18 protein-coding genes are annotated in these 21,801 nt (G+C 42.3%); all 18 read right to left on the reverse strand.

Features of this window, described 5'->3' with window-relative positions:
- Positions 1-55 precede the first annotated feature (55 nt).
- The 18 genes from ACZ42C_RS09760 to ACZ42C_RS09845 all read right to left on the reverse strand — a co-directional run bounded on the left by ACZ42C_RS09760 (position 56) and on the right by ACZ42C_RS09845 (position 21,785).
- Positions 56-2,038 carry an acetoacetate--CoA ligase gene (locus ACZ42C_RS09760; RefSeq protein ID WP_461183294.1) on the reverse strand — a complete coding sequence of 661 codons (1,983 nt, stop codon included), beginning with the start codon at positions 2,036-2,038 and terminating at the stop codon, positions 56-58.
- Between the two features lie 231 nt (positions 2,039-2,269).
- Positions 2,270-3,043: an SDR family oxidoreductase gene (locus tag ACZ42C_RS09765; RefSeq protein WP_461183293.1), complete on the reverse strand. Its 774-nt coding sequence runs from the start codon at positions 3,041-3,043 to the stop codon at positions 2,270-2,272.
- 68 nt (positions 3,044-3,111) lie between these two features.
- The gene (locus ACZ42C_RS09770) at positions 3,112-3,528 is read right to left on the reverse strand and encodes an acyl-CoA thioesterase (RefSeq protein ID WP_461183292.1); all 417 of its coding nucleotides are present in this window, start codon (positions 3,526-3,528) and stop codon (positions 3,112-3,114) included.
- 87 nt (positions 3,529-3,615) lie between these two features.
- The gene (locus ACZ42C_RS09775) at positions 3,616-4,785 is read right to left on the reverse strand and encodes a thiolase family protein (RefSeq protein WP_461183291.1); all 1,170 of its coding nucleotides are present in this window, start codon (positions 4,783-4,785) and stop codon (positions 3,616-3,618) included.
- A gap of 352 nt (positions 4,786-5,137) precedes the next feature.
- Positions 5,138-5,536, reverse strand: a complete 399-nt coding sequence (locus tag ACZ42C_RS09780) for a MaoC/PaaZ C-terminal domain-containing protein (protein WP_461183290.1) — start codon at positions 5,534-5,536, stop codon at positions 5,138-5,140.
- Positions 5,533-5,982, reverse strand: a complete 450-nt coding sequence (locus ACZ42C_RS09785) for a MaoC family dehydratase N-terminal domain-containing protein (protein WP_461183302.1) — start codon at positions 5,980-5,982, stop codon at positions 5,533-5,535. The genes ACZ42C_RS09780 and ACZ42C_RS09785 overlap by 4 nt, the downstream gene beginning before the upstream one ends.
- Before the next feature lie 22 nt (positions 5,983-6,004).
- The gene (locus tag ACZ42C_RS09790) at positions 6,005-6,769 is read right to left on the reverse strand and encodes a beta-ketoacyl-ACP reductase (RefSeq protein ID WP_461183289.1); all 765 of its coding nucleotides are present in this window, start codon (positions 6,767-6,769) and stop codon (positions 6,005-6,007) included.
- 22 nt (positions 6,770-6,791) lie between these two features.
- The gene (locus ACZ42C_RS09795; protein ID WP_461183288.1) at positions 6,792-7,970 is read right to left on the reverse strand and encodes an acyl-CoA dehydrogenase family protein; all 1,179 of its coding nucleotides are present in this window, start codon (positions 7,968-7,970) and stop codon (positions 6,792-6,794) included.
- A 122-nt stretch (positions 7,971-8,092) separates the two neighbouring features.
- A complete protein-coding gene (locus ACZ42C_RS09800) occupies positions 8,093-9,691 on the reverse strand; it encodes a long-chain-fatty-acid--CoA ligase (protein WP_461183287.1) in 1,599 nt (532 codons plus the stop codon).
- 26 nt (positions 9,692-9,717) lie between these two features.
- On the reverse strand, positions 9,718-10,728 hold the full coding sequence (locus ACZ42C_RS09805) for a TAXI family TRAP transporter solute-binding subunit (protein ID WP_461183286.1): 1,011 nt from the start codon (positions 10,726-10,728) through the stop codon (positions 9,718-9,720).
- A gap of 5 nt (positions 10,729-10,733) precedes the next feature.
- Positions 10,734-12,704 (reverse strand): TRAP transporter permease, encoded by a 1,971-nt coding sequence (locus ACZ42C_RS09810; RefSeq protein WP_461183285.1) that lies wholly within the window; start codon positions 12,702-12,704, stop codon positions 10,734-10,736.
- A gap of 78 nt (positions 12,705-12,782) precedes the next feature.
- A complete protein-coding gene (locus ACZ42C_RS09815; RefSeq protein ID WP_461183284.1) occupies positions 12,783-13,931 on the reverse strand; it encodes an acyl-CoA dehydrogenase family protein in 1,149 nt (382 codons plus the stop codon).
- 471 nt (positions 13,932-14,402) lie between these two features.
- Positions 14,403-15,341, reverse strand: a complete 939-nt coding sequence (locus ACZ42C_RS09820; RefSeq protein ID WP_461183283.1) for a ketopantoate reductase family protein — start codon at positions 15,339-15,341, stop codon at positions 14,403-14,405.
- Positions 15,342-15,345: 4 nt separating this feature from the next.
- Positions 15,346-17,028: a sigma-54 interaction domain-containing protein gene (locus tag ACZ42C_RS09825; RefSeq protein WP_461183282.1), complete on the reverse strand. Its 1,683-nt coding sequence runs from the start codon at positions 17,026-17,028 to the stop codon at positions 15,346-15,348.
- A gap of 725 nt (positions 17,029-17,753) precedes the next feature.
- Positions 17,754-18,725: an electron transfer flavoprotein subunit alpha/FixB family protein gene (locus tag ACZ42C_RS09830; protein WP_464891339.1), complete on the reverse strand. Its 972-nt coding sequence runs from the start codon at positions 18,723-18,725 to the stop codon at positions 17,754-17,756.
- 158 nt (positions 18,726-18,883) lie between these two features.
- Positions 18,884-19,657, reverse strand: coding sequence for an electron transfer flavoprotein subunit beta/FixA family protein (locus ACZ42C_RS09835; protein ID WP_461183815.1), 774 nt, complete (start codon positions 19,655-19,657; stop codon positions 18,884-18,886).
- A 258-nt stretch (positions 19,658-19,915) separates the two neighbouring features.
- Positions 19,916-20,962: an Ldh family oxidoreductase gene (locus ACZ42C_RS09840; protein ID WP_461183695.1), complete on the reverse strand. Its 1,047-nt coding sequence runs from the start codon at positions 20,960-20,962 to the stop codon at positions 19,916-19,918.
- A 55-nt stretch (positions 20,963-21,017) separates the two neighbouring features.
- Complete coding sequence (locus tag ACZ42C_RS09845) at positions 21,018-21,785, reverse strand: IclR family transcriptional regulator (protein WP_461183696.1); 768 nt, start codon at positions 21,783-21,785, stop codon at positions 21,018-21,020.
- Between the last annotated feature and the right edge of the window lie 16 nt (positions 21,786-21,801).

Below are 21,801 nucleotides of genomic sequence, written 5' to 3' on the forward strand. Positions count from 1 at the left end.
TGCTGCCCGTTACTATGGCAAGCCTGCAGAAATACATTCCGTTTCGACACACAATTTATCCAAGTATGTTATCGTTCAGTTTCCTGGATAAGTGTAAAAAATAATTAATGGAATGGGGATTTTTCATGGCATCTTTACTGACTGCCTTGTCCAATGACTGGCCTAAAAGTATCTTTCGAACCGGAATCTCCATTTTCTTTCCGGTTAACGTTCTGGGAACCTCTCTAATTTCAAAAATATCATCGGGAATGTGACGGGGTGAAACCTCATCTCTGATTTCTGCATTAATTTTCCTTTTTAGATCCGCTGTTAAAGTATCCCCGTCGCGAACGACAACGAATAAAGGCATATAAGGTTCATGATAATAGCCGCTTAAATCCACAACCAGACTATCAAGCACCTCCGGGATCCCCTCCACGGCATTATAAATTTCACTGGAACCAGTTCGGACACCCATTCGATTGATGGTAGCATCTGATCTGCCATAAATAACGGCGCTGCCGCTTTTATTAATTTTCAATAAATCCCCGTGCCTCCATATTCCCGGGTATACATTAAAATAACTTTCATGATATCTCTGTCCATCACGATCATTCCAAAAGTAAAGTGGCATGGAAGGATATGGCTTTGTTATCACCATTTCCCCCATCTCGTTATATATCGGTTTGCCCGCTTCGTCATAGGAGTACACGGATACCCCCAGACTGCGGCATGGAATTTCTCCAGCATGTAATGGAGATAGTACGTTGGATGCCACAATGGAAGCACATAAATCCGTGCCGCCGCTGCTTGGTGCAACCCTGACATCCGCCTTTACATGATCATAGATCCACTTAAACCCTTCCGGTGAAAGAGGTGAGCCCGTATAGGCAAAAGTAGAAATAGAGGATACATCATATGTCTTTCCGGGCTCCAGGTTTTTCTTCATGCAGTTTAAAATGTAACTTGGGCTGGTTCCAAATGATGTCATTTTAGTTTTCTCTGCCAATCGCCATAAAACACCCATATCCGGGTATGTTGGGCTTCCATCATATAAAACAATGGATGCTCCGGTGATCAAGGATCCAACAACCGTATTCCACATCATCCAGCCAGTGGTTGTATACCAGAAAAAACGATCATCCGGCGTAAGGTCAGCCTGCAGGTTTTTTAACAGCATGGAAAGGGTGATCCCACCATGCCCATGAACGATAGCCTTAGGCAATCCGGTAGTGCCCGAAGAATACAAAATCCATAACGGATGGTCGAATGGCACCTTTTCGAAGGTGATTTTCTCTGACAATCCAAGCATATCGGACCAGCAGGAAACTGGTCCTGATCCCCTGATATCCGGCTGTGTATTCAGGTATGGCACAATAATAGTTTGCTTTAGGCTGCTTAATTCATTTTGCAATTTCAATACCGTATCCATTTTAAGATACGGTTTTCCGTTATACTGATAACCATCCACTGCAAACAACACTTTTGGCTTAATTTGCTTAAATCTGTCAAGCGTGCTGCCGAGGCCGAATTCCGGAGCACAGCTCGACCATATTGCGCCTATACTGGCAGTGGCTAAAAAAGCAACGACGGTTTCAGGTATGTTAGGCATATAAGATGCGACACGGTCTCCGGGTTTTACGCCAATTTTCTTAAGATACGATGCTACGGAAGCCGTCTGCTTTAATAATTGATCCCAGGTTATTTCAGAATAGGGACGGGTTTCGGACTTGGAATAGATAGCCACTTTACCTTCCTCCGCATTTCTGAGAATATGTTCAGCGTAGTTAAGGGATGCGCCATCAAACCACTTTGCTCCCGGCATCGTCTCTTTTTCAAGAACTGACTTATAATCTGTATAGGATTTTACCTCATAGTAATCCCAAATGCTTTCCCAAAATTCCTCCGTATTCTGAACAGACCAATTCCACAGTTCGTCATATGCTGTAATGGAGAGATTTTTTTTCGTATTCAGCCATGTAATATAATCTGTGATTACTGCTTCCTTCTTCAACCTCTCAGAAGGTTCCCATAGCAGTGTTCCTTCTTTTACGCTCAAACTTTATCACTCCCCCCTATTTATATGAGACTGCTGTGTTTTCTCTTTAATGGATTGACCATTTGCTGTACAGGTCATTTTTACACACATCAATATTGTTACATTCAGCTTCAGCTTTAATATTATTTGAAGAGTTTAAACGAACCGGTTGCTTTAGTCAGCTTATTCAATTCCATTCTAGTCATCTACTTATAAATTTCATTTTCCAAGTGATGAACCATTATGCTGGAATTATAGAGTACTCCCTCCATCAACACTTAGAACAGTACCCGTTACAAAATCACTTGCCGGAGACGCCAAATACAATGCTGCGCCTTTTAACATGTTTTCATCTCCGATTTTCTTTAACGGGATGGTTTCCAGCACACTGTCTTCCTTTTCAGTAAGGGTACCTTTGGTCATTTTCGTCCGGAACATACCTGGAGCAATAGCATTTACATAAATATTATGTCTGGCCCATTTCATTGCCAGATCTTTAGTGAAATGGATGACGGCAGCCTTACTTGTAGTGTAGCCTATCGTGTTGGTGACTTCCGGCGGTCTTACCTTGAGTCCGGCTGCCGATGCAACGTTAATGATTTTTCCATACCGCCGATGAATCATATGTTTTCCGACTGTTTTGCTCAGCAAAAATGTTCCGGTTACATTTACATTCATTACTTTATTCCATGCCTCCAATGGCATTTCTTCCACTGGGGCACCCCATGTGGCCCCGCTGTTATTTACCAGGATATCTATTTGGCCAAAGTCTTCCAGCACCTGATTCACAGTGTTCTCCACTTCTTCTTCACTGCTCACATTCAGCTCGTATCCTTTTGCCTTTATCCCGTACTTATTTGAAAGCGCTTCAGCAGTTTGGTCACAGTTTGATTTTTTTCTTGAGCAGAGGGCAAGGTCACAGCCCATTTCTGCATAAACTTCTGCCATTTGAGCTCCCAGCCCCCGTCCACCGCCGGTAATAAGCGCCACTTTTCCCTCTAGACCAAATAACTCTTCTACTTTCATATGCAATTCATTCCTTTGCAAGTTTAATAATTTTTCTTTTATTGTATTTGCTTATTTTCATCTATTCCTCAAGTATACTGCTTGTCCATCAGGTAATTTCCAAGTCTTAAATTTAATTTTTCCGGAATGGCAATTGAATGTTGCTTATGATAGTCAAAACAGACTACCACTCCTGATGATTCTGCCACTTTTTCCCCGGTATCATTATTTGTCAGCACATGTTTTAATGTAAAACTTTTATTTCCAATGTTCATAACAAATGTCGTGACTTTTAAAATTTGATCAGCATATGCCTGTGCCAGATAATCACAGGATATGGACGCTAAAATAAAGCTGAATGAAGTACTGCGCTCTGGATAAACTGCTTTAAAAAACTTTGTTCTGGCTTCTTCAAAATATTGAAAATGACGGGTATTGTTAACATGCCCTAATGCATCTGTATCACAGAAACGCACATACGTTTCAATTTCATGTATCTCTCCCATAGCACACCTCCATCCAGGGGATCTGATTACATCACTCACCCTTTTTTTATGTACTCCCAGGTCACTCCTAACCCCTATCCGTGTTATTTAATTCCGCTCAATAATCATTGCAATTCCCTGACCGCCACCGATACAAGCAGTAATCAAAGCATGTTTCCCTTCCATTCTTTGCAGTTCATATACTGCTTTGGTAAGAAGAATGGCCCCTGTAGCACCGAGTGGATGGCCATGAGCGATGGCGCCGCCATTCACATTCAGTTTTTCCGAATTAAAGTTTAATTCTCGGTCACAGGCGATGACCTGTGCTGCAAATGCTTCATTCAGCTCAATAAGATCCATGTCATTCAATTCAAGACCAGCATTCCCCATTACTTTCTTAATGACTGGCACCGGTCCTATTCCCATGATATTAGGATCGACTCCTGCTACTGCGCCCTCTCTAATAAACGCTAAAGGTTCTAATTTCAATTCTTCAGCTTTCTCCTTCGTCATAATAACCAATGCAGAGGCTGCGTCGTTAAGACCAGAGCTATTGCCGGGGGTGACTGATCCCCTTTCTGCAAAGGCAGGCATCAGTTTCGACAATCCTTCCATGCTGGACTGGGGACGCGGATGCTCATCCTTTTCAAAAATAACCGGCTCTCCTTTTCGTTGAGGGATGGAGATCGGAACAATTTGTTCATTAAAACGTCCTGCTTCCATAGCCTCCGCCATTTTTTGCTGGCTCGCGAGGGCAAACTCATCCTGCTCTTCCCTGGAAATGTCATATTTCTTTGCCAGATTTTCTGCTGTAATTCCCATCGGAGGGTTTCCAATTCTCTCCGGTGATAATTGAGACTTCCGGAACTTTGGAAGAGCTGCATCATACGGCCGTTCAGCACGGTCCATCAAGTAGGGAGCCCGGCTCATGCTTTCAATACCGCCTGCGATGTATACATCTCCTGCTCCGGATTTAATCGCCTGTGCAGCCAGCATAGCTGCATTAATCCCAGAACCGCACTGGCGATCAACTGTTAATCCCGGTAAATTCAGAGATAAATCTGTCTCTAAAGCTGTTAATCTTGCAATATTTCCCCCTCCGCTCAAAACGTTTCCGAATATCACATCATCGATCATTTCCGGTTCCAATTTTGATCTGTTTACTACTTCCTTTATTACTTCCGCTCCAAAAACGTGAGCAGGTACACTTGCCAGCGCTCCACCCTGTCTTCCAATCGCTGTCCGTGCCGCTGCAACGATCACTGCCTCTCTCTCCATCTCCATTCCTCCTTGGCTTCCTTTACCCTTTAAGCTCAGGTTTTTTATAGATGAATCAATTTCATAACGAGAAATTAGTATTGAAATCCTAACGAAGTTGATTTCCGCTCCAGACGGACGCTTTCACCACAGGCACAAGTGCAACATCGACTCAAACTCGTTTTCGCCGTGTTTTCTTTGCCACGGGCTCTGCCTCAGCCTCCTCACTTCGCTGCGGGTCTTCGGCTATCGCTATTCCCGTTGGAGTCGCCGCCTTCCGCTCCAATCAACGGAATCAGCGATAAATGAACGCATGATTCAATGTATATCCATATGAATGTTCGGAAATAAGCAGTTATGAAATTAACTCAGATTAATATTTTAGAAATCTTACTTTTCCCTTGATTACTTCTTTTTCATGTTGGTTTACCGCTCTCACCTGAAATTCGAAAGTATGGTTATCCGTTTTCTCCAATTCCGCCTGCAATGTGATGACATCTTCCAAAAAAACCATTCCGGCAAAACGGATCTGGTAATCCTGAATAAATCCTTCACTGTAATACGGGGTGAAGAGTTTTGCCAGGTTACCCATTGTCCACATGCCATGCGCGATAATGCCGGGTAGGCCTGCTTTTTCCGCTTCTTCATCAATCGTATGAATTGGGTTAAAATCTCCTGAAGCACCTGCATAACGTATAAGATCCAATCTGGTTACCGGATCCAGCGTTACTTCCAATAATTCATTTTCCTTCAGTTCCGACATACCATTCATGCTTGCATGGCCTCCCTTACTTTTTCATTAATAATAACCGTGGATGCCTCTGTGAAAATGACATCGCCATCTGTGCTTTCACCGAACCGCTCGATTACGAGAAAACTCATCAGCCCGTTTTTACCTTCCTTTTCAAAGTAATCTTTCACACGGGTGAAGCAATAAACTTCTTCCCCTACCAATAGAGGTCTTTCATAATAATAGTTCTGTCCCCCATGGATAAGGCCTTTTTCAGGTAGTTGCAACCCCTCTACTGTACCGAAATCGAACGTTCTCGGGAAAGTTGGCGGTGCTATGTTTGCTCCATACCTTGATTGTTTTCCCGTTTCTTCATCGATAAATATCGGGTGCGGATCCCCGATCGCTTCCGCAAATCGTCTTACAAGCGTTCGTTCCACAGCGTTCTTCACTTTATCTGATTTCTTGCCAATCATGTTCTTGTACATCATTACTGACCTCCCATCATGCTTAGTCTTTCGGTCCTCCGGCAACATAAATAACCTGGCCGCTCACAAATGAAGATCTTTCATCTGCGAAAAATGCAACAGCATTCGCAATATCTTCAGGCTTGCCGCTTCTGGCAACCGGAATTTTACTGATTGCCCCTTGAATAAATTGATCAAAGGGAACACCTACCCGCTCTGCTGTTGCTTTCGTCATTTCTGTTTCTATAAAGCCCGGCGCTACAGCATTTGCAGTAATTCCAAACTTACCAAGTTCAATGGACAACGTCTTGGTAAACCCTTGCAGTCCTGCCTTTACTGTTGAATAATTTGCCTGCCCTCTGTTTCCCTGGGCAGAGGTGGATGAAATATTAATAATCCGGCCGTATTTTTGATCAACCATATATTTCTGCACAGCCCGTGTTGCGTAAAAAGATCCTTTTAAGTGAACATCCATTACCTGCTGCCAGTCATCATCGGTCATTTTAAATAATAAGTTATCACGGATAATACCGGCATTATTTACTAAAATATCTATTCTTCCATACGCATTGACAATGTCCTTCACTGCTGCCTCTACTTCATCAGCCTGGGTAACATTTGCTTTTTTCGTAAAAATCTCATACCCCTTTGCTTTAAACTCTGTTTGAACTTCATTTAATGCTTCCTCATTAATATCAATCACCGCTATTTTTGCGCCTTCTTCCGCAAACCTTAATGCAATCCCTTTGCCGATACCACGGCTGCCGCCCGTAATAAAAGCTACTCTTCCTTCAAAATTTCCTGCCATTATTTATTCCTCCCTATTTTTTCTATATATACTGTCCTATTTTGACATTGTCTTTAATTAGATTTCTTGAGATGATTAATCTTTGAATTTCATCTGTGCCGTCATAAATCCTCCACAACCTAGCTTCACGATACCAGCGTTCAATTGGTAATTCTCTCGTATATCCCATTCCGCCATGTATTTGCAGGACACGATCAATCACCCGATTTCCCATGTTGGCACCATATAATTTGGCCATGGAAGCCAGATGCCGGTTATCCTCTCCCTCATCAAGGGTAAAGGCTGCATTGAGAACCAGCCATTTGGCTGCCTCTATTTCCACGGCAGAATCTGCTATCTGCCATTGGATCGCCTGTCTGTCAGCAATTGGTTTCCCAAACGTTTCCCGTTCATTGGCATAATCAATAGCCAATTGAAGTACTCGTTCCGCTGAACCTACCGCACGTGCTCCAACAATCCATCTTGCAAATCCAATCCATTCCAGTCCCAACTGATATCCCTGGTGCAATTCACCTAAAATGTTCTCTTCAGGAACTCTTGTGTTATCAAAAAACAGACTGGCCGGTCCCCATTCTCCCATGGTATGAATAAATTCAGATGTCCAGCCCATCTCCCGGTCTGCAATGAAACAAGTAACACCCTCACGTCCTTTTGTTTTTTCGTGAAGTTCTTTATCCGTAATGGCTATCACCATAACGAAGTCCGCTTCATTTCCACCGGTGATAAAGGTTTTCTCTCCATTCAGAATCCAATCGCTGCCATCTTTGACAGCGGTCATTTTTATATTCCGGGTGTCTGAACCAGCTCCGGGCTCCGTCATAGCAAAGCAGGATTTCTTGTCTCCATTTATGGTTGGTATTAGGTATTTTTCTTTTTGTTTTTCGTTTGCATAGTAAAGAATATTATCTGCCGAACCGCCAAACTTAAATGGCACAAACGTTTTTGAAACTTCCATCGTAATAATCGCCTGCATCATTTGCCCTAAATCAGCTCCTCCGTACTCTGCCGGCGTATTAATCCCCCAAAAACCTGATTCCTTTGCCTTCAAAACCAATTCCTGCTGCTTTTCAGCGGGCAAGCTTGGTTTCCCTTCAATTTCATTCCTAAGCACATCATTTTCAAGGGGAATCAATTCCTTTTCTACAAATTTCCGTATTGTTTCCTGTACCATTTTCTGTTCTTCCGTCAGACGTAAATGCATGTATATCGCTCCCTCTATGCATTAATGCTTTATTGTATAATTTCTAAAAATTTCACTTCTATTTAAATAAGCATCCCGGCAGCGGTTTACATGGAACCTGCTGACCATCAACTGCTATCAAATTATTTCATTCTATCTTTTTCAACCAGCATGCGCTTCAGTATTTTTCCAACTGTATTTCTTGGTAATTCTTCAATGATTTCAAACATCTTCGGCACCTTATAAGGAGTTAAATTCCGGTAACATAATCCTTTTACTTCTTCCGTATCCAGAGTTTTTCCATCCTTTGGCACCAGATATGCTTTTAATACCTCACCTTTTTCCGCATGTGGAATGCCAACGACTGCACATTCTTTAATATCCGGATGTTCATAAAGCACATTTTCAACTTCCTGAGGATATACATTGAACCCTCCATTAATGACCATCTCTTTTTTTCTTCCTACAATATAAAAGTAGCCATCCTCATCCTGCTTTGCCAGATCCCCTGTATAAAGCCACCCGTTTATGAGCGCGCGCTCCGTTTCCTCACTGTTTCTCCAATATCCTTTCATAATCTGCGGCCCTTTTATTACCAGTTCTCCTACTGTTCCCACCGGAACCTCGTTATGCTCTTCATTAACGATCTTGCAATCCGTCAATGGAAACGGTATCCCGACACTGCCTGCTTTTCGGTTTCCACCCGGCGGGTTTCGATGCGTTGACGGGGATGCTTCCGATAAACCAAATCCCTCTCCAATAACCGCCCCTGTCATCTTTTCAAACTTCCTGATCACTTCCACAGGCAGTGGTGCTGAACCGGAAGAGCAAAGCTTCAGGCTGTCTATTCCGTAAGCTTCCACGTTTTCATGATTAACAAAGGCATTATACATTCTGGGAACTCCCGGAAAAAAAGTAGGCTGGTACTCTTTTATTTTCTCCAGCACTTTTGTAGTGTCAAACTTATTAATTAGTAAAATGGTAGCACCGGTATAAACGCCCAGATTCATCGCACTCGTCATCGCGTAGACGTGGTAAAGCGGAGTAGCGGTCAGGACTACTTCCTCTCCGAACCCCATTTGATCTCCGTACATGGCGTGGCTTTGGTATACATTGGCCACCAGGTTATAGTGGGTAAGCATGGCTCCTTTCATGACGCCTGTAGTCCCGCCGGTATATTGGATTACTGCCACATCTTCTTTCGGATGGATATCGGCATGGCCTTTAAACGGAATTGCTGTTTTTATAACATCACCTATGCTCTTATATTGTTCGGATCCTTGATACGTAACAAAAATGTGATCAATATCAAACATATCATCGATCTTTTTAAATGTTTCCATGCTTCTCTTTTCCACTACCATGCACTTTATATCTGCATCGCTGACGATCTGAATCAATTCCCTGGCGGTGTAATGCGGGTTAATTTGAACTACGATTAAACCCAGTTTCATTGCAGCATAATAAGCAATTATGTAGCAGGGCTGATTGGAAACCATCAGCCCCACTCTATCCCCTTTCTTTAAACCTGTTTGATCCCATACAGTAGCCAATCGTTCTACCCTGTCCTTCAATACTTTATAAGTTATTTCTTTACCTTCATAAAGGATCGCCGCTCGATTGCCATACCTTTCTACGGTGGTTTCCAACAATTTGTATAAAGGTATCTCAGGAACTTCCAATGTGTTATTTATATTTTCCGGATATGCATGATACCATCTGCGGTCTGCCAATCGATTCAATCAAAATTCTCCTCTCTGCAAAAATGTTAATCCAAGATACCTTGTTCTTCATAATATCGTTTTGCACCAGGGTGCAGGTCTTCTTCATTAATTCCATTCATCGCCGTATCCAAACTAAAATCTTTCGCTCTTTCTGGCACTTGCTGTTCAAACAAATCAAGGTTTTCCCAGAAAAACTTTGTAAGGTTATATACATAATCTTCATCTAAATCCGCGCGTACCGTAATCATCGTTTCCATTATATAAGTCGGGATGTCCTCAGGATTTTCTTCATATGTGTCTCCCGGCAGTGCTCCCCCTGTTATCCCAACATCTTTACCTTCAATACTATTTAGTTTATCTTCATCAATGGGGAGAACCTTAATTGGAGCAGTTACTTCCATTTCCTGTAAAGCTGGAACAAATGGAGCACCACCTGCCAAATAAACATCCACATTATTATCCTGCAGCATGGATGCGCCATCAGCATAATTTCCATATGAGATTTGTCCGCCTGCTTGTTCAATAGTTTGTTCATCAATACCATATTCCTCCATCATCTGCCAAAAAGCGACAGGCCCCCCTCCTCCTTGAGGTCCCAGGAAGATATGCTTGTCCACAATGTCCTCAATGGTATTAATGTCTGTGTTATTTGCTCTTGTTGCAATGGTTTGATAAACGGGATAAATAGCCCCGATTGCAGCTACATTTTCCAATGGTTCATCAAAACCACCTTCTCCATCACCAATCAGAGCTGCATTAAAATCAGTAGTATAATTTAACGCCATTTGAACATCGCCTATTTCAAGCGAGTTTAAATTCGCAGTAGATCCGCCTTCCTGCTGTGTCGCGTTCAGCCCATTAAACTCATCAGCGTAAAGTTCCGTCATGGCAGTAGTAATAGGGTACCAGCCAGAGCCCATGGGGCCGGAACCGATCGTCAAAAATTGATCTGGAGCTTCAGGCTTGTCGGAATCTCCGGATACTTCACTATCTCCGTTACATGCTGCCATCAATATCATTAAAATAACAGCACTAATCATAATTAATTTTTTCATCGTCATCACCTTTCCATGCTTATTTTTTGATTTGTACCTTCTATTGCATTTCCTCTTTTTTTCATCTGCATAATTAAAAGAACAATCCCCAAGGCCACACCTATTAAGTCACCAGTAATTCCAGGAGTTACCAGCAATACTGCAACCGCAAACATTAATATTCGTTTCAAAGGTCCAAGCTCTATAAAGAAGTAATCTTCCAAAGCACCTGCAAAGAAAATACAGCTTAAGAAAGCACTTACAATTGCTATCGTAATTTGAGCAGGATCTCCTCCCTGCATAAGCAGCACTGGATTATAGGCGAAAATAAAAGGAACGAAAAATCCGCCTAAACCTATTTTCATTGCATAAACTGCTGTTTTAAAAGGATCAGAACCTGCAATCCCAGCCGTTGTATAAGCGGTTATCGCGACCGGCGGTGTGAGGCCGGACATAACGCCAAAGTAAAATACAAACATATGAGCTGCAACTTCATTCACTCCTAATTGTATAAGTGCAGGAGCACCCAGTACAGCAAGAATGACATACGCAGAAACAGTAGGCATACCCATACCCATGATGATGGATGCTACCCCGATTAGTGCTAAAAGCAAAAGTAAATTTCCGCCTGCTAAATCAATGACAAACCGGGAGAAAGTAATACCCAATCCAGTCAATGATACGGCTCCAACAATAATTCCGGCAGTAGCACAAGCAGCAATCACAGTCAAAGCACTTCTTGCTCCATTCTCTAGTGCAGCCAGGACACCAAGCAGACTCATCCTTGTTGCCTTTCGGATCCAACTCAGCACCAGTGCAGATAATATTCCGTAGAAACCTGATTTCATCGGACTAAAGCCATTCAGCAGCAAACCTATGATGAGAAGAATCGGTAAAAACAAATACCCTTGTCTTAAAAGTACCCGCCTTACACTTGGCAGTTGTTCTTTTGGTATTCCCGCCAGTTTTAAGCGCTTTGCATGGTAGTATACGACCATGCCGGCAATAAAGAAATAAATGACTGCCGGTATTAAAGCGTACAAAGCAAGTTGTATATACGGAATCCCCAGCGTTTCCGCCATAATAAAAACTGATGCCCCCATAATAGGCGGCATTATTTGACCGCCTTGGGAAGCAACCGCTTCCACAGATGCCGAAAATCGTTTACTATACCCTAACTTTTTCATTAAAGGAATGGTAAACGATCCGGTAATAGCCGCATTTGCCGCTCCATTTCCTGTAATCATTCCTACCAGGGAACTTGACCCAACTGCAGACAATGCCGGTCCTCCTGATTTATTCCCGAGCAGACCAAAAGCAAAATCTGTAAAGAACTGTCCTCCCCCAGAACGCATGAGGAAAGCACCGAATATCACAAACAATATCAGCACAGTGGAACTAACATAAATTGGTTCGCTGAAAATCCCCAATGTGCCGCTGAACATATGGTCAACCATTCTTTCATATCGAATGCCCGGATGAGCAAGTGCCCCCGGAAAATACTGGCCGAAAAGGATATAAACCAAGAAGAAGACGCCAATGCCAGCCATTAAAATACCATTTGTTCTCCTGGTAGCGTCAAGCACCAGAGCGATAAAAAAGGTGCCAAACACTGCATCCATTGTGCTTATATTACCTTGTCTGCTTTGAATTCCTTCTGCATCGATAATCATATAGCCCGCTGTCACGATTGCCAACAGGATAACTACCACATCAATGAGCCCGAACTTCTTCCCTTTCCTAAACGGAAAGAGAAGAAATATCAGCATAATGGCCCACAATACATGCACACTTCTATGCAGCCAGGAAGATAGAGTTCCAAACCCGGCAGTATAAACATGAAATACAGAAAGACCGATAGCCAATAGGGATATCACTGTTAGCAACACTCTGGACCTGTTCCATTTTTCTTTCCTGTTGTGCCAAATTTGTTCCACATATGCTTGTTTCTCTTCAATTCTTGTATCTATTTTTTGTGTTGTTGCCTGCTCTCCCATTTGTCTCTCACCATCCTTTCCTTTAAATTTGTAGCACCTGTAATAATTAACATAAGGCCAAAATAATAGAATTATAGCCTAGTTCTCCTCCAGTACTTTTCTCGATATAATCATCCGTTGTATCTCACTGGTGCCCTCATAAATTTTTGTAATTCTTGCATCCCTGTAAAAATGCTCCACCGAATATTCCCCGATATACCCAATACCTCCGTGGATCTGAACTGCTTGATCTGCGACTTTATTAAAAACTTCAGAAGCAAATAATTTTGCCATGGCCGCCTCTTTGATGACCTTTTCGCCAGCGTCTATTTTTTCAGCAGCCATCATCGTTAAGGAACGGGCCGCCTCTGTTTCTGTAGCCATATCTGCAAGCATCCATTGAATGCCCTGATTGGCTGCAATTGGTTTACCGAATTGCACCCGTTCCTGAGCATAGCCCGCCGACAATTCTATTAACTTATCGCAGGATCCAACTGCACGGGCAGCCAGTCCCACACGCCCTTCGCCTAAAATTTTGAGAGCACTCATATAGCCCATACCTACTTCACCTATGACGTTTTCCCGTGGTACCCGACAGTTTTCAAAGATGACCTGGGAAGTATAAGAGCCCCGGAGTCCCATTTTTTTGTCTTTTTTTCCGATAATAAGCCCCGGAAATTCCCTTTCCACCAAAAATGCTGTAATCCCTCCTTTTGCTCCTTTCGTCTTATCTGTTACAGCAAATACAGTAAATAAATCAGCAATGGGAGCATTCGTTATAAAATGTTTAGTACCGTTCAGCACCCAATGGTCTCCGTCTCTTTCCGCATGGGTGGATAAGTTGGTAGCATCAGATCCTGCCTCTGGTTCGGATAAAGCAAATGCACCAATTTTTCTTCCACTAGCCATATCCGGCAGGTATTTCTTCTTCAAAAACTCTGAAGCAAGCTTTACAATACCCGTACTTCCTATCCCGGTATGAGCACTAATAAGGGATACAAACCCATTATGTGTTCTGCCAAGTTGTTCCAAAACGACAGCTTTCCCGACAGTATCCAGGCCAATCCCCCCATACTCCTCCGGGATGCTGATTCCAAACAGCCCCAGTTCCTTTGCTTTTTCAATCAAGTGCTGTGGAATGGCGTCTTCATCCTCTATTTGCTGGGCGCATGGATCCACCTCGTTATCTACAAAATTTTTAATCATGGTTTTCATTTGCTGAAGTTCATCAGCGATCACTGTTGACATAAAGATTCCTCCCAAAATGATGAATTTTTTTAATGTATGCAATATAGTTAATGCAAACTTCATGCCAACTTATATAAAATTAACTGTTTCACCGGAAACAGCTGTTGAATAAGCGATTGACAAAGAGAAAATAAAAATTCTTTAGTATACAAACAGAAGGCAGCTTTTATTAATTAATTCAATTATGAATCGATTAATGTAAAATATGCAGAAACACGCGATTCATTTTTGAATCGTCGATTTAAATTTGAATTAAAAAATCCTTTAGCGCTTAAAATTTAACTAAAGGATCTTCTGTCTGTCGTATTGATAATGGAAGTAACAATATAATTGTAGTCTCTTTGCAGGGAAACTGGTGATTTCGGATAGCTGGATCAGTATAGCCTAGTACTAACATTTATCCATCTTTCCCGTAATTATTTTCAAAGTAATCCAATTTGATTTCATAATTAGGTCCCATTCCTTTCTACTTTATATGTTCACATTGGGGGTATCAGCGGTCAACTGTTCGTTCATATAAGTTAATATATTATACAATGTTTCGATAACCGGAGCCGGAACATCGTACTCCTTTGCTTTACGAAGGACATAGCCGCACATGGATTCAACTTCCATTTGTTTGTTGTTGATCCGGTCCTGCAGCATGGAAGTGTGATGCCCTCGAGCACGTTCTGCATTTTTAAAAATAGTGTCCAGCATTTCTTCCCGATTAATATTAATTCCTTGGAGAAGCGCTACTTCCATCGCCTCCCTGCAGATTTTTTCTGCTGTCTGCCGCAATGTGTCATGATCAATAATATCTCCAATTCCCGCATTCGCAATAGCCGATAGAGGATTGAATGTAATATTCCATAAAAACTTCCGCCATTTTTTATCAAGAATGTTGCTGGTATGTTTTGTATTAATTCCTGCCTGCTGAAATATATCTACGATCCCGGCACAGTGATCTCTCGCATGAGGAACAAGCTCTCCCACTACTAATGCTACCCTTCCTTGCTGCTGCACCGTACCGGGTTCAGTTATGGCGGACTGTATGTAGGTGGCACAAGAAAAGGTGCGGCTTGACCCAAAAATGTTTTTTAACGTTTCTTCATTGTCTACTCCATTTTGCATCGTAATCAACTTTGCATCCTTGCTAATAAGCGGAAGTAATTCCTTTGCCATCTGTTCAGTATCATGGGATTTTACACAGAATAGAATAAGCTCCGAATCGGCCAATTCTTCCAGCTCATCTGTAAAATTCCCGTATACGTTCATCGTGCTGTTTTCTCTGTTTACGGTTAACCCATTTTCTTTCATGGCTGCCAAATGCCTTCCTCTTGCAAGAAAAGTAACTTCATTTCCAGCCTGTTCCAGCATTGCCCCAAAAAAGCTTCCTACTGCACCCGCTCCAACTACGCCAATTTTCATATCATCATCCTCCAATATCAATGTTGTATTTTTTTAATTTCCTTACTATCGTAGGCTGGCTTGATTTCAACGCCTCAGCAATCTCATATGTGTTATTAAATTTATTTGCTGCCAGACTTAAAATTCTTTTCTCTGCCATTTCTACTGTTTCCTTAAGTGTTCCGATGCTGCTTTCTGCTTCAGCCCCATTTTGCTGGTATTCCGGTGGCAGGTCTGATACTGAAACAACATTTTGCCGTGCAGTGACAATAAGCCTTTCTATTAAGTTGGATAATTCTCTGATATTTCCTGTCCAACTGTGAGAGAAGAAAAAGCTTCTTAAGTCCTCATCAAAAGACTTATTCAAATTATATTTTTCATTAAATTTTAACAGGAAGGAATTCATCAAAGGAATGATGTCACTTCTCCTATCTCTTAATGGTGGTATATGTATTGGAATGACGTTAATCCGGTAATATAGATCCTCCCGGAATTCACCTTTTTCCACCATTTTCTGCAGATTACGATTGGTGGCAGCGATCACACGGACATTTACTTTTTTACGTCTCGTACCGCCAACACGTTGTATTTCTTTTTCCTGCAGGACACGTAATAATTTTACTTGTAGTGACAGAGATAATTCGCCGATTTCATCCATGAAGAGAATCCCGTTGTTTGCCAGTTCAAACATGCCGGGCTTCCCTTTTTTGCTTGCACCGGTAAAGGCACCACCTTCATAGCCAAACAGTTCTGATTCCAGTAAGTCAGCAGGAATCGCTCCGCAATTTACTTTTATTAATTCCCCTTCCTCGGATCTTCTGCTTTGGGAAAATATATAGTTTGCAAGAACATCTTTCCCTACTCCTGTTTCACCTAATATTAATACTGTAGCATCGATGTCAGCGATTCTTGCAGCGGTGTCAAAAATTACTTGCATCTCTTTACTTTCGGCAATAATGTCATCAGATATATTGGAGCCATTCTTTAACCGCTCCAGTTCTTGTTTATATTTCTTATTCAGTTCATTTACTTTTGCCAGTTCAGCCTGTAATTCGTTTAAGTCCGATAAGTCACGGATATTTGTTACAATTTTGTCGATCTCTCCGTCATCATTATAAATAGGGCTGCCGGTCAACAGCGTTTCATTGCCGCGATAATTTTTCTGCACAACAGAAACCATCCGTTTATGCTTCAAAACTTTTTTTGTGACAGAACTTTTTAAAATACCTCTTTTTATAAGGGCGCTTACATTTTTTCCAACATAATATTCCTTTGGTATCCCGGTAATTCTCTCAATTGCCGAATTGGTCTTTAAAGTTACCCCGTTTCTGTCTGTAATATAGATTCCATCATAGGAATTTTCGATGATCGTATCAAGTTCCCGGTTAAGTGTCTTTAATTTTTCGTTTTCATTAAGCAATACACCTAGCATAGCTGATTCAATTCCATGTAATTCCTTATGTTCGTCCCCTTGTTCTTTGCCGGAAATAAAAATGAAAGAGTGGTCCTTATATTCTGCATGAATCAGTTTTCCGCAAGAAGATTCTTTCCACACTGCAAATACCGAGGCAATTTTTTTCCCTGTTTCGTCTTTTTTTAAAATAGATTGTAATAAATGGTTATACCCGATAATGCGGTTTTCATTGTTTAGTATAATGGAAAAAAAGGGAGTGTCTTTCAATCTTAATTCACTCATGCTGCCCTTCATTTGAAACAGCTCCTTAATAAGGTGTTTAACCTATTATTATACATAATTATATTGATTCGTAAAATTTATTATATAGTTTATGTTTTTTCCTGAACGAAGGCCCTGGGGCAAACTTCATACATAATCTTAAGGATGACACTTCATTAAAAGGCCGGCCCATTTCTTTCTCTATCAATACTTTACCCTCAACCCTCCGGATCTTCCTGTCTGCAGAAATAACATCCACCTCTAATGCTTATCCAATTCAAACCTAAACTACCTGTTATTCTGAGCTTGAAAAGGTTTAATTTCAAATGATTCCGCCAAACAGTAAAGCGTGGGTTCACTTATTCTGTCCCTATCACTCATCAGGAAATGTCATCTCCTCATGCATGGGAACTTTCCATACATATGATTATTTAAACGATGCAAATGACTGGAATACCATATTGGATACTCGTAGTCAGCTCCTGCGAAGATTATGTAAAGATTATCGGATTCGGGCTGCTATAACTAAAAATATTTCCCGGTAACACCGATACAAAAATGTTTATATGTACTGTCATTACCCTGTTGAAACAATGCTTCGTCCTGAATGGAAAATTGTTTTAGACTACTCTGAAGTTCATGTTATACGATAGATGATAATTTTCGAGGTTAATCATAGAGTACTTTTTAAAGATTATATGTATGTTAAAAAGGGTGAATGTAAAGTGGCCTCCCTTTCTTTGAGGCCACTTTTTCCCCTATGCCTTCAATTTCTTAATCTCTTCCGTCAGCATCGGCACAATCTCAAACAGATCGCCGACAAGCCCATAATCCGCTACATTAAAGATGTTGGACTCCGCATCTTTGTTGATCGCCACAATTACTTTTGAGTTGGACATCCCGGCCAGATGCTGGATTGCACCGGAAATACCGACTGCAATATACAGATCAGGGGTAACTACCTTCCCTGTCTGCCCGATCTGCAGGGAGTAATCGCAGTATTCAGCGTCACACGCTCCACGTGAAGCACCTACTGCAGCACCCAATACATCGGCAAGTTCGTACAGCGAGTCAAAGCCTTCCTTGCTTTTCACGCCGCGGCCGCCTGCAACAATGATATTGGCCTCGGACAAATCCACGCCTTCTGATGCTTTGCGGATCACATCTTTAATGACAGTGCGAATGTCTGTTACATCCACATCCTTGGAAGTGACCTCTCCGGAACGGGAGTCATCTTTTTCCAGTGCAGCGATGTTATTCGGACGAATCGTGAAAAACGCGATGCCGTCTGTTACAATTTTCTTCTCAAATGCTTTTCCGGAGTAAATTGGTCTGGTGAACACTGCCTTATCATCATCCACCTCAATCGCAACCGCATCGGAAATAAGTCCGCTTCCCAGTTTGCTTGCCAGTTTCGGGGTCAGATCTTTTCCGATGGAAGTATGTCCCATTACAATGCCGTCCGGCGACTCCTCGTTAATGACAGCGAGTGCCGCCTGGCCGTACCCTTCGGAAGTATACGTTTTCAAGTTATCATGGGCAACGGTAACTACCCTGTCGGCACCATATTTGATCATTTCCTCGCCCTGTGCGCCCAGGTCGCCTGCACCCAGTACGACACCTACAATTTCATCTGCATTTATCTTTTTTGCTGCTGCGATGGCTTCAAATGATACATTCCGTAATTCGCCATCTCTTGATTCGCCTATAACCAATACTTTATTACTCACGTCTCTTGCTCCTTTCTGTCAGCAAAATGAATCCAAATTATTTGTCGATTCAGCTAAAACGAATAGATTTATCTCATAGTTTGATAGTTTTTATACGTCATGCTTCCCTGCAATGGCGGGTGCTTTAAGCAGCCTGCATGTCGCTGAACGGCTGTTCTTTAAAGTACTTTTTCGTCGTTTTTAAGTATGGAGATAAGTTCCTGTACCTGCTCAGCGGCTTCGCCTTCAAGCACTCTGCCCGCTTCTTTTTCAGGCGGCAGGAAAATATCGATCGTTTTTGTTTTTGCTTCCACATCGTCTTCTTCCAGATCCAGGTCATCAATTTCCAGCTCTTCCAGCGGCTTCTTCTTCGCTTTCATAATGCCCGGCAGGGATGGATAACGCGGCTCATTTAAGCCCTGCTGACAAGTAACGAGTACCGGCAGGCTTGTCTCGACGATTTCGACATCGCCTTCCACGTCTTTTTCAATCGTTACGTTTTTCCCTTCAATTTTCAAGTCCGTAATCGTCGTCACATACGGGATGCCGAGGTACTCTGCAAGTCTTGGGCCAACCTGCCCGCTTGCTTCGTCAATGGCCACGTTTCCGCCCAGAATGAGGTCCGCCTCTTTATCCTCAAAATAAGTTTCAAGAATTTTTGCCGTTGTAAAAGCATCTCCCTCTTCCAGATCATCTTCGGTATTGATGAGCACCGCTTTATCCGCTCCCATGGCAAGTGCCGTACGCAGTTGTTTTTCGGAATCCTCATCTCCGACGGTTACGACTGTTACTTCGCCACCATGAGCGTCACGCTGGTTGATCGCTTCTTCCACGGCGTACTCGTCGTACGGATTAATGATGAATTCCGCACCATCATCTTCTATTTCGCCACCTGAAACATTAATTTTCTCCTCCGTATCGAAGGTTTTTTTCAATAATACATAAATATTCATGACATATCCTCCTTTAAACTACTGATCCTTCATTTGAAAAACTAATGATGATCACTAATGGATAAATAAAATATTCTTCATACATTATATGCCGCCATTCCGGCAGACTTAATTTATCAAAGTAATCTACCCATCCCTGGATAACTGCTCACCTTTCCATCAACCACCTCCCTATATTAGTAACAGCAGAGGCTGCCCCCGGTAACCAAAGCAACTTTTCCGGAGAATCTGCCCATCTTTCTCCTCGCCTCCTGCTTTTTACAATTGTATTTCCTCTATATTCATCCCCCATTGCTCTCCCAAAGACTTTAGCTCCCCATAAATCGCCTCGGTCAAATACAAGCCTTCCGCCAAATTTTTCTCTCTTTTCAATTGCTCCATATCCCCGGGCATGTACACCTGATCAAACCCTTTTGCCGGTTTACTGTTCCGGGTTTGTGCAATTCGTTCATCCATTCTGCTTTTAAACATTTCTATCTCCATAAAGTTTTCCGGGTTGATTACCATAAATAAGTGGCCGATATTTTGCGGTTCGGGATCGTCGTACATTCTTGGTATGTCTTTGCCGAAGAATGCACCTGTCATCACACCGGTCATAATATCAATCATCATGGCAAGCCCGGAGCCTTTTGGCCCAAGCGGCAGCAGGTAGCCGTTCAGTGCTTCTTTGGCATCTGTTGTCTGCCCCCCGTCCTCCGTAATCGCCCAGCCCTCGGGAACATCGTCACCATTTTTTACGGCGAGGTTAATTTTTCCGCGGGCGGCATTACTTGTTGCCATATCCAATATAACCGGATGGCTATTCGTTGGAACTGCAATGCAGATGGGGTTTGTCCCAAGGGTTGGTTCTTTGGATCCCCACGACACCATGATCGGTGACGTGTTGGTCATCGTGATGCCGATGCAATTCTCCGCTGCAGCCATTTTCGTAAAATAGGATGCCGTGCCAAAATGATTTGAATTCATGACGGCAACACTGGATGTGCCATGTTGTTTCGCTTTTTTGATCGCATGTTCCATCGCTATTTTTCCCGCATATTGGCCCCAGCCGTTATTTGCATCATATAAAGCTGTTGTATCATTTTCTCTGACGATGTCCATTTTTGTTTTCTTTTCAATAATCCCTTGATCCAGCCGGGCCAGATAATCCGTCATTTTTGTCACGCCATGGGAGCCGACGCCAATTAAATCGGCATCAACGAGACTGTCGGCAATGACGTCTGCTTCGTTTTCCGGCAGGCCATTTTTCTTCAATATCTCACTGCAAAACTTGATCAGTTTATGAGCAGAAACAGTTAATGCCATTTGTTCATCCCCTCTACTTCCAGAATAAAGAAAGCGGTGTATGTCTGTGGTGGCTCTACCTCTCTGTCCACATATATCCAAGTTCCTGCCAGATTTTCTTTACGGTTTCTTCCAATTTTTGAAGCAAATATTCCTCTCTTTCTTTGGTATGATCGATATCCGGTATACTCGTCCCCAAAGCTGCAACCATGTTCCCTTCGTGGTCATACAAAGGATAAGACATCCCCACCGTTGCCTGGAAATGTTCAGAATAGCTGATCGAGTAGCCTTTTTCTCTGATTTTTTCTACTTCCGCTTTTACGCTTTCCTTCGTATTCAGCGTGTTTTCTGTGATTTTTTTCATGTCAACAGTTTCCAGATAGGCTTCCAGTTCCTCATCACTCAAACTGGAAAGCAGCAGTTTTGGAGCTGATCCCGCATATAAAGGAGCCCTTCTCCCTACCTTGACGACTAATCGTACAGGCCTGGAGCTGTCAACCGTTTCCACATAGACAGCTTCATTACCTTCCAAAATAGTAATATGAATCAGTTCGTTAATTTCTTCATTTAATTTTTTCATATGGGGCAGGGCGATTTTACTGTACTCCAGCTGCTCGCTTACATGCTTCCCGTACGTAAGTAATTTAAGTGCCATACGATACGTCACATCATGGCTAGACTTTTTTTCCTTAACCAATAACCCGGCTTCCTCCAGGCCGCTGGCTAAACGGAACACCGTTGTTTTCGGCATATCGGCCATTTCGGCCAATTCAATAATGGTCATTTCCGGTTTTTTTAAAAAACAATCCAATACATGAATGGCCTTTACTAAACTTTTACTCAAGGTGAACACCTCAGTC

It is taken from the genome of Virgibacillus kimchii, from assembly GCF_055379185.1.

Excerpts from the sequence above, each read along its gene's own strand:
- ACZ42C_RS09765 (WP_461183293.1), bottom strand. The coding sequence starts at position 3,043 with ATGAAAGTAGAAGAGTTATTTGGTCTAGAGGGAAAAGTGGCGCTTATT.
- ACZ42C_RS09770 (WP_461183292.1), bottom strand. The coding sequence starts at position 3,528 with ATGGGAGAGATACATGAAATTGAAACGTATGTGCGTTTCTGTGATACA.
- ACZ42C_RS09775 (WP_461183291.1), bottom strand. The coding sequence starts at position 4,785 with ATGGAGAGAGAGGCAGTGATCGTTGCAGCGGCACGGACAGCGATTGGA.
- ACZ42C_RS09780 (WP_461183290.1), bottom strand. The coding sequence starts at position 5,536 with ATGAATGGTATGTCGGAACTGAAGGAAAATGAATTATTGGAAGTAACG.
- ACZ42C_RS09785 (WP_461183302.1), bottom strand. The coding sequence starts at position 5,982 with ATGTACAAGAACATGATTGGCAAGAAATCAGATAAAGTGAAGAACGCT.
- ACZ42C_RS09790 (WP_461183289.1), bottom strand. The coding sequence starts at position 6,769 with ATGGCAGGAAATTTTGAAGGAAGAGTAGCTTTTATTACGGGCGGCAGC.
- ACZ42C_RS09795 (WP_461183288.1), bottom strand. The coding sequence starts at position 7,970 with ATGCATTTACGTCTGACGGAAGAACAGAAAATGGTACAGGAAACAATA.
- ACZ42C_RS09805 (WP_461183286.1), bottom strand. The coding sequence starts at position 10,728 with ATGAAAAAATTAATTATGATTAGTGCTGTTATTTTAATGATATTGATG.
- ACZ42C_RS09810 (WP_461183285.1), bottom strand. The coding sequence starts at position 12,704 with ATGGGAGAGCAGGCAACAACACAAAAAATAGATACAAGAATTGAAGAG.
- ACZ42C_RS09815 (WP_461183284.1), bottom strand. The coding sequence starts at position 13,931 with ATGTCAACAGTGATCGCTGATGAACTTCAGCAAATGAAAACCATGATT.
- ACZ42C_RS09820 (WP_461183283.1), bottom strand. The coding sequence starts at position 15,341 with ATGAAAATTGGCGTAGTTGGAGCGGGTGCAGTAGGAAGCTTTTTTGGG.
- ACZ42C_RS09825 (WP_461183282.1), bottom strand. The coding sequence starts at position 17,028 with ATGAAGGGCAGCATGAGTGAATTAAGATTGAAAGACACTCCCTTTTTT.
- ACZ42C_RS09835 (WP_461183815.1), bottom strand. The coding sequence starts at position 19,657 with ATGAATATTTATGTATTATTGAAAAAAACCTTCGATACGGAGGAGAAA.
- ACZ42C_RS09840 (WP_461183695.1), bottom strand. The coding sequence starts at position 20,962 with ATGGCATTAACTGTTTCTGCTCATAAACTGATCAAGTTTTGCAGTGAG.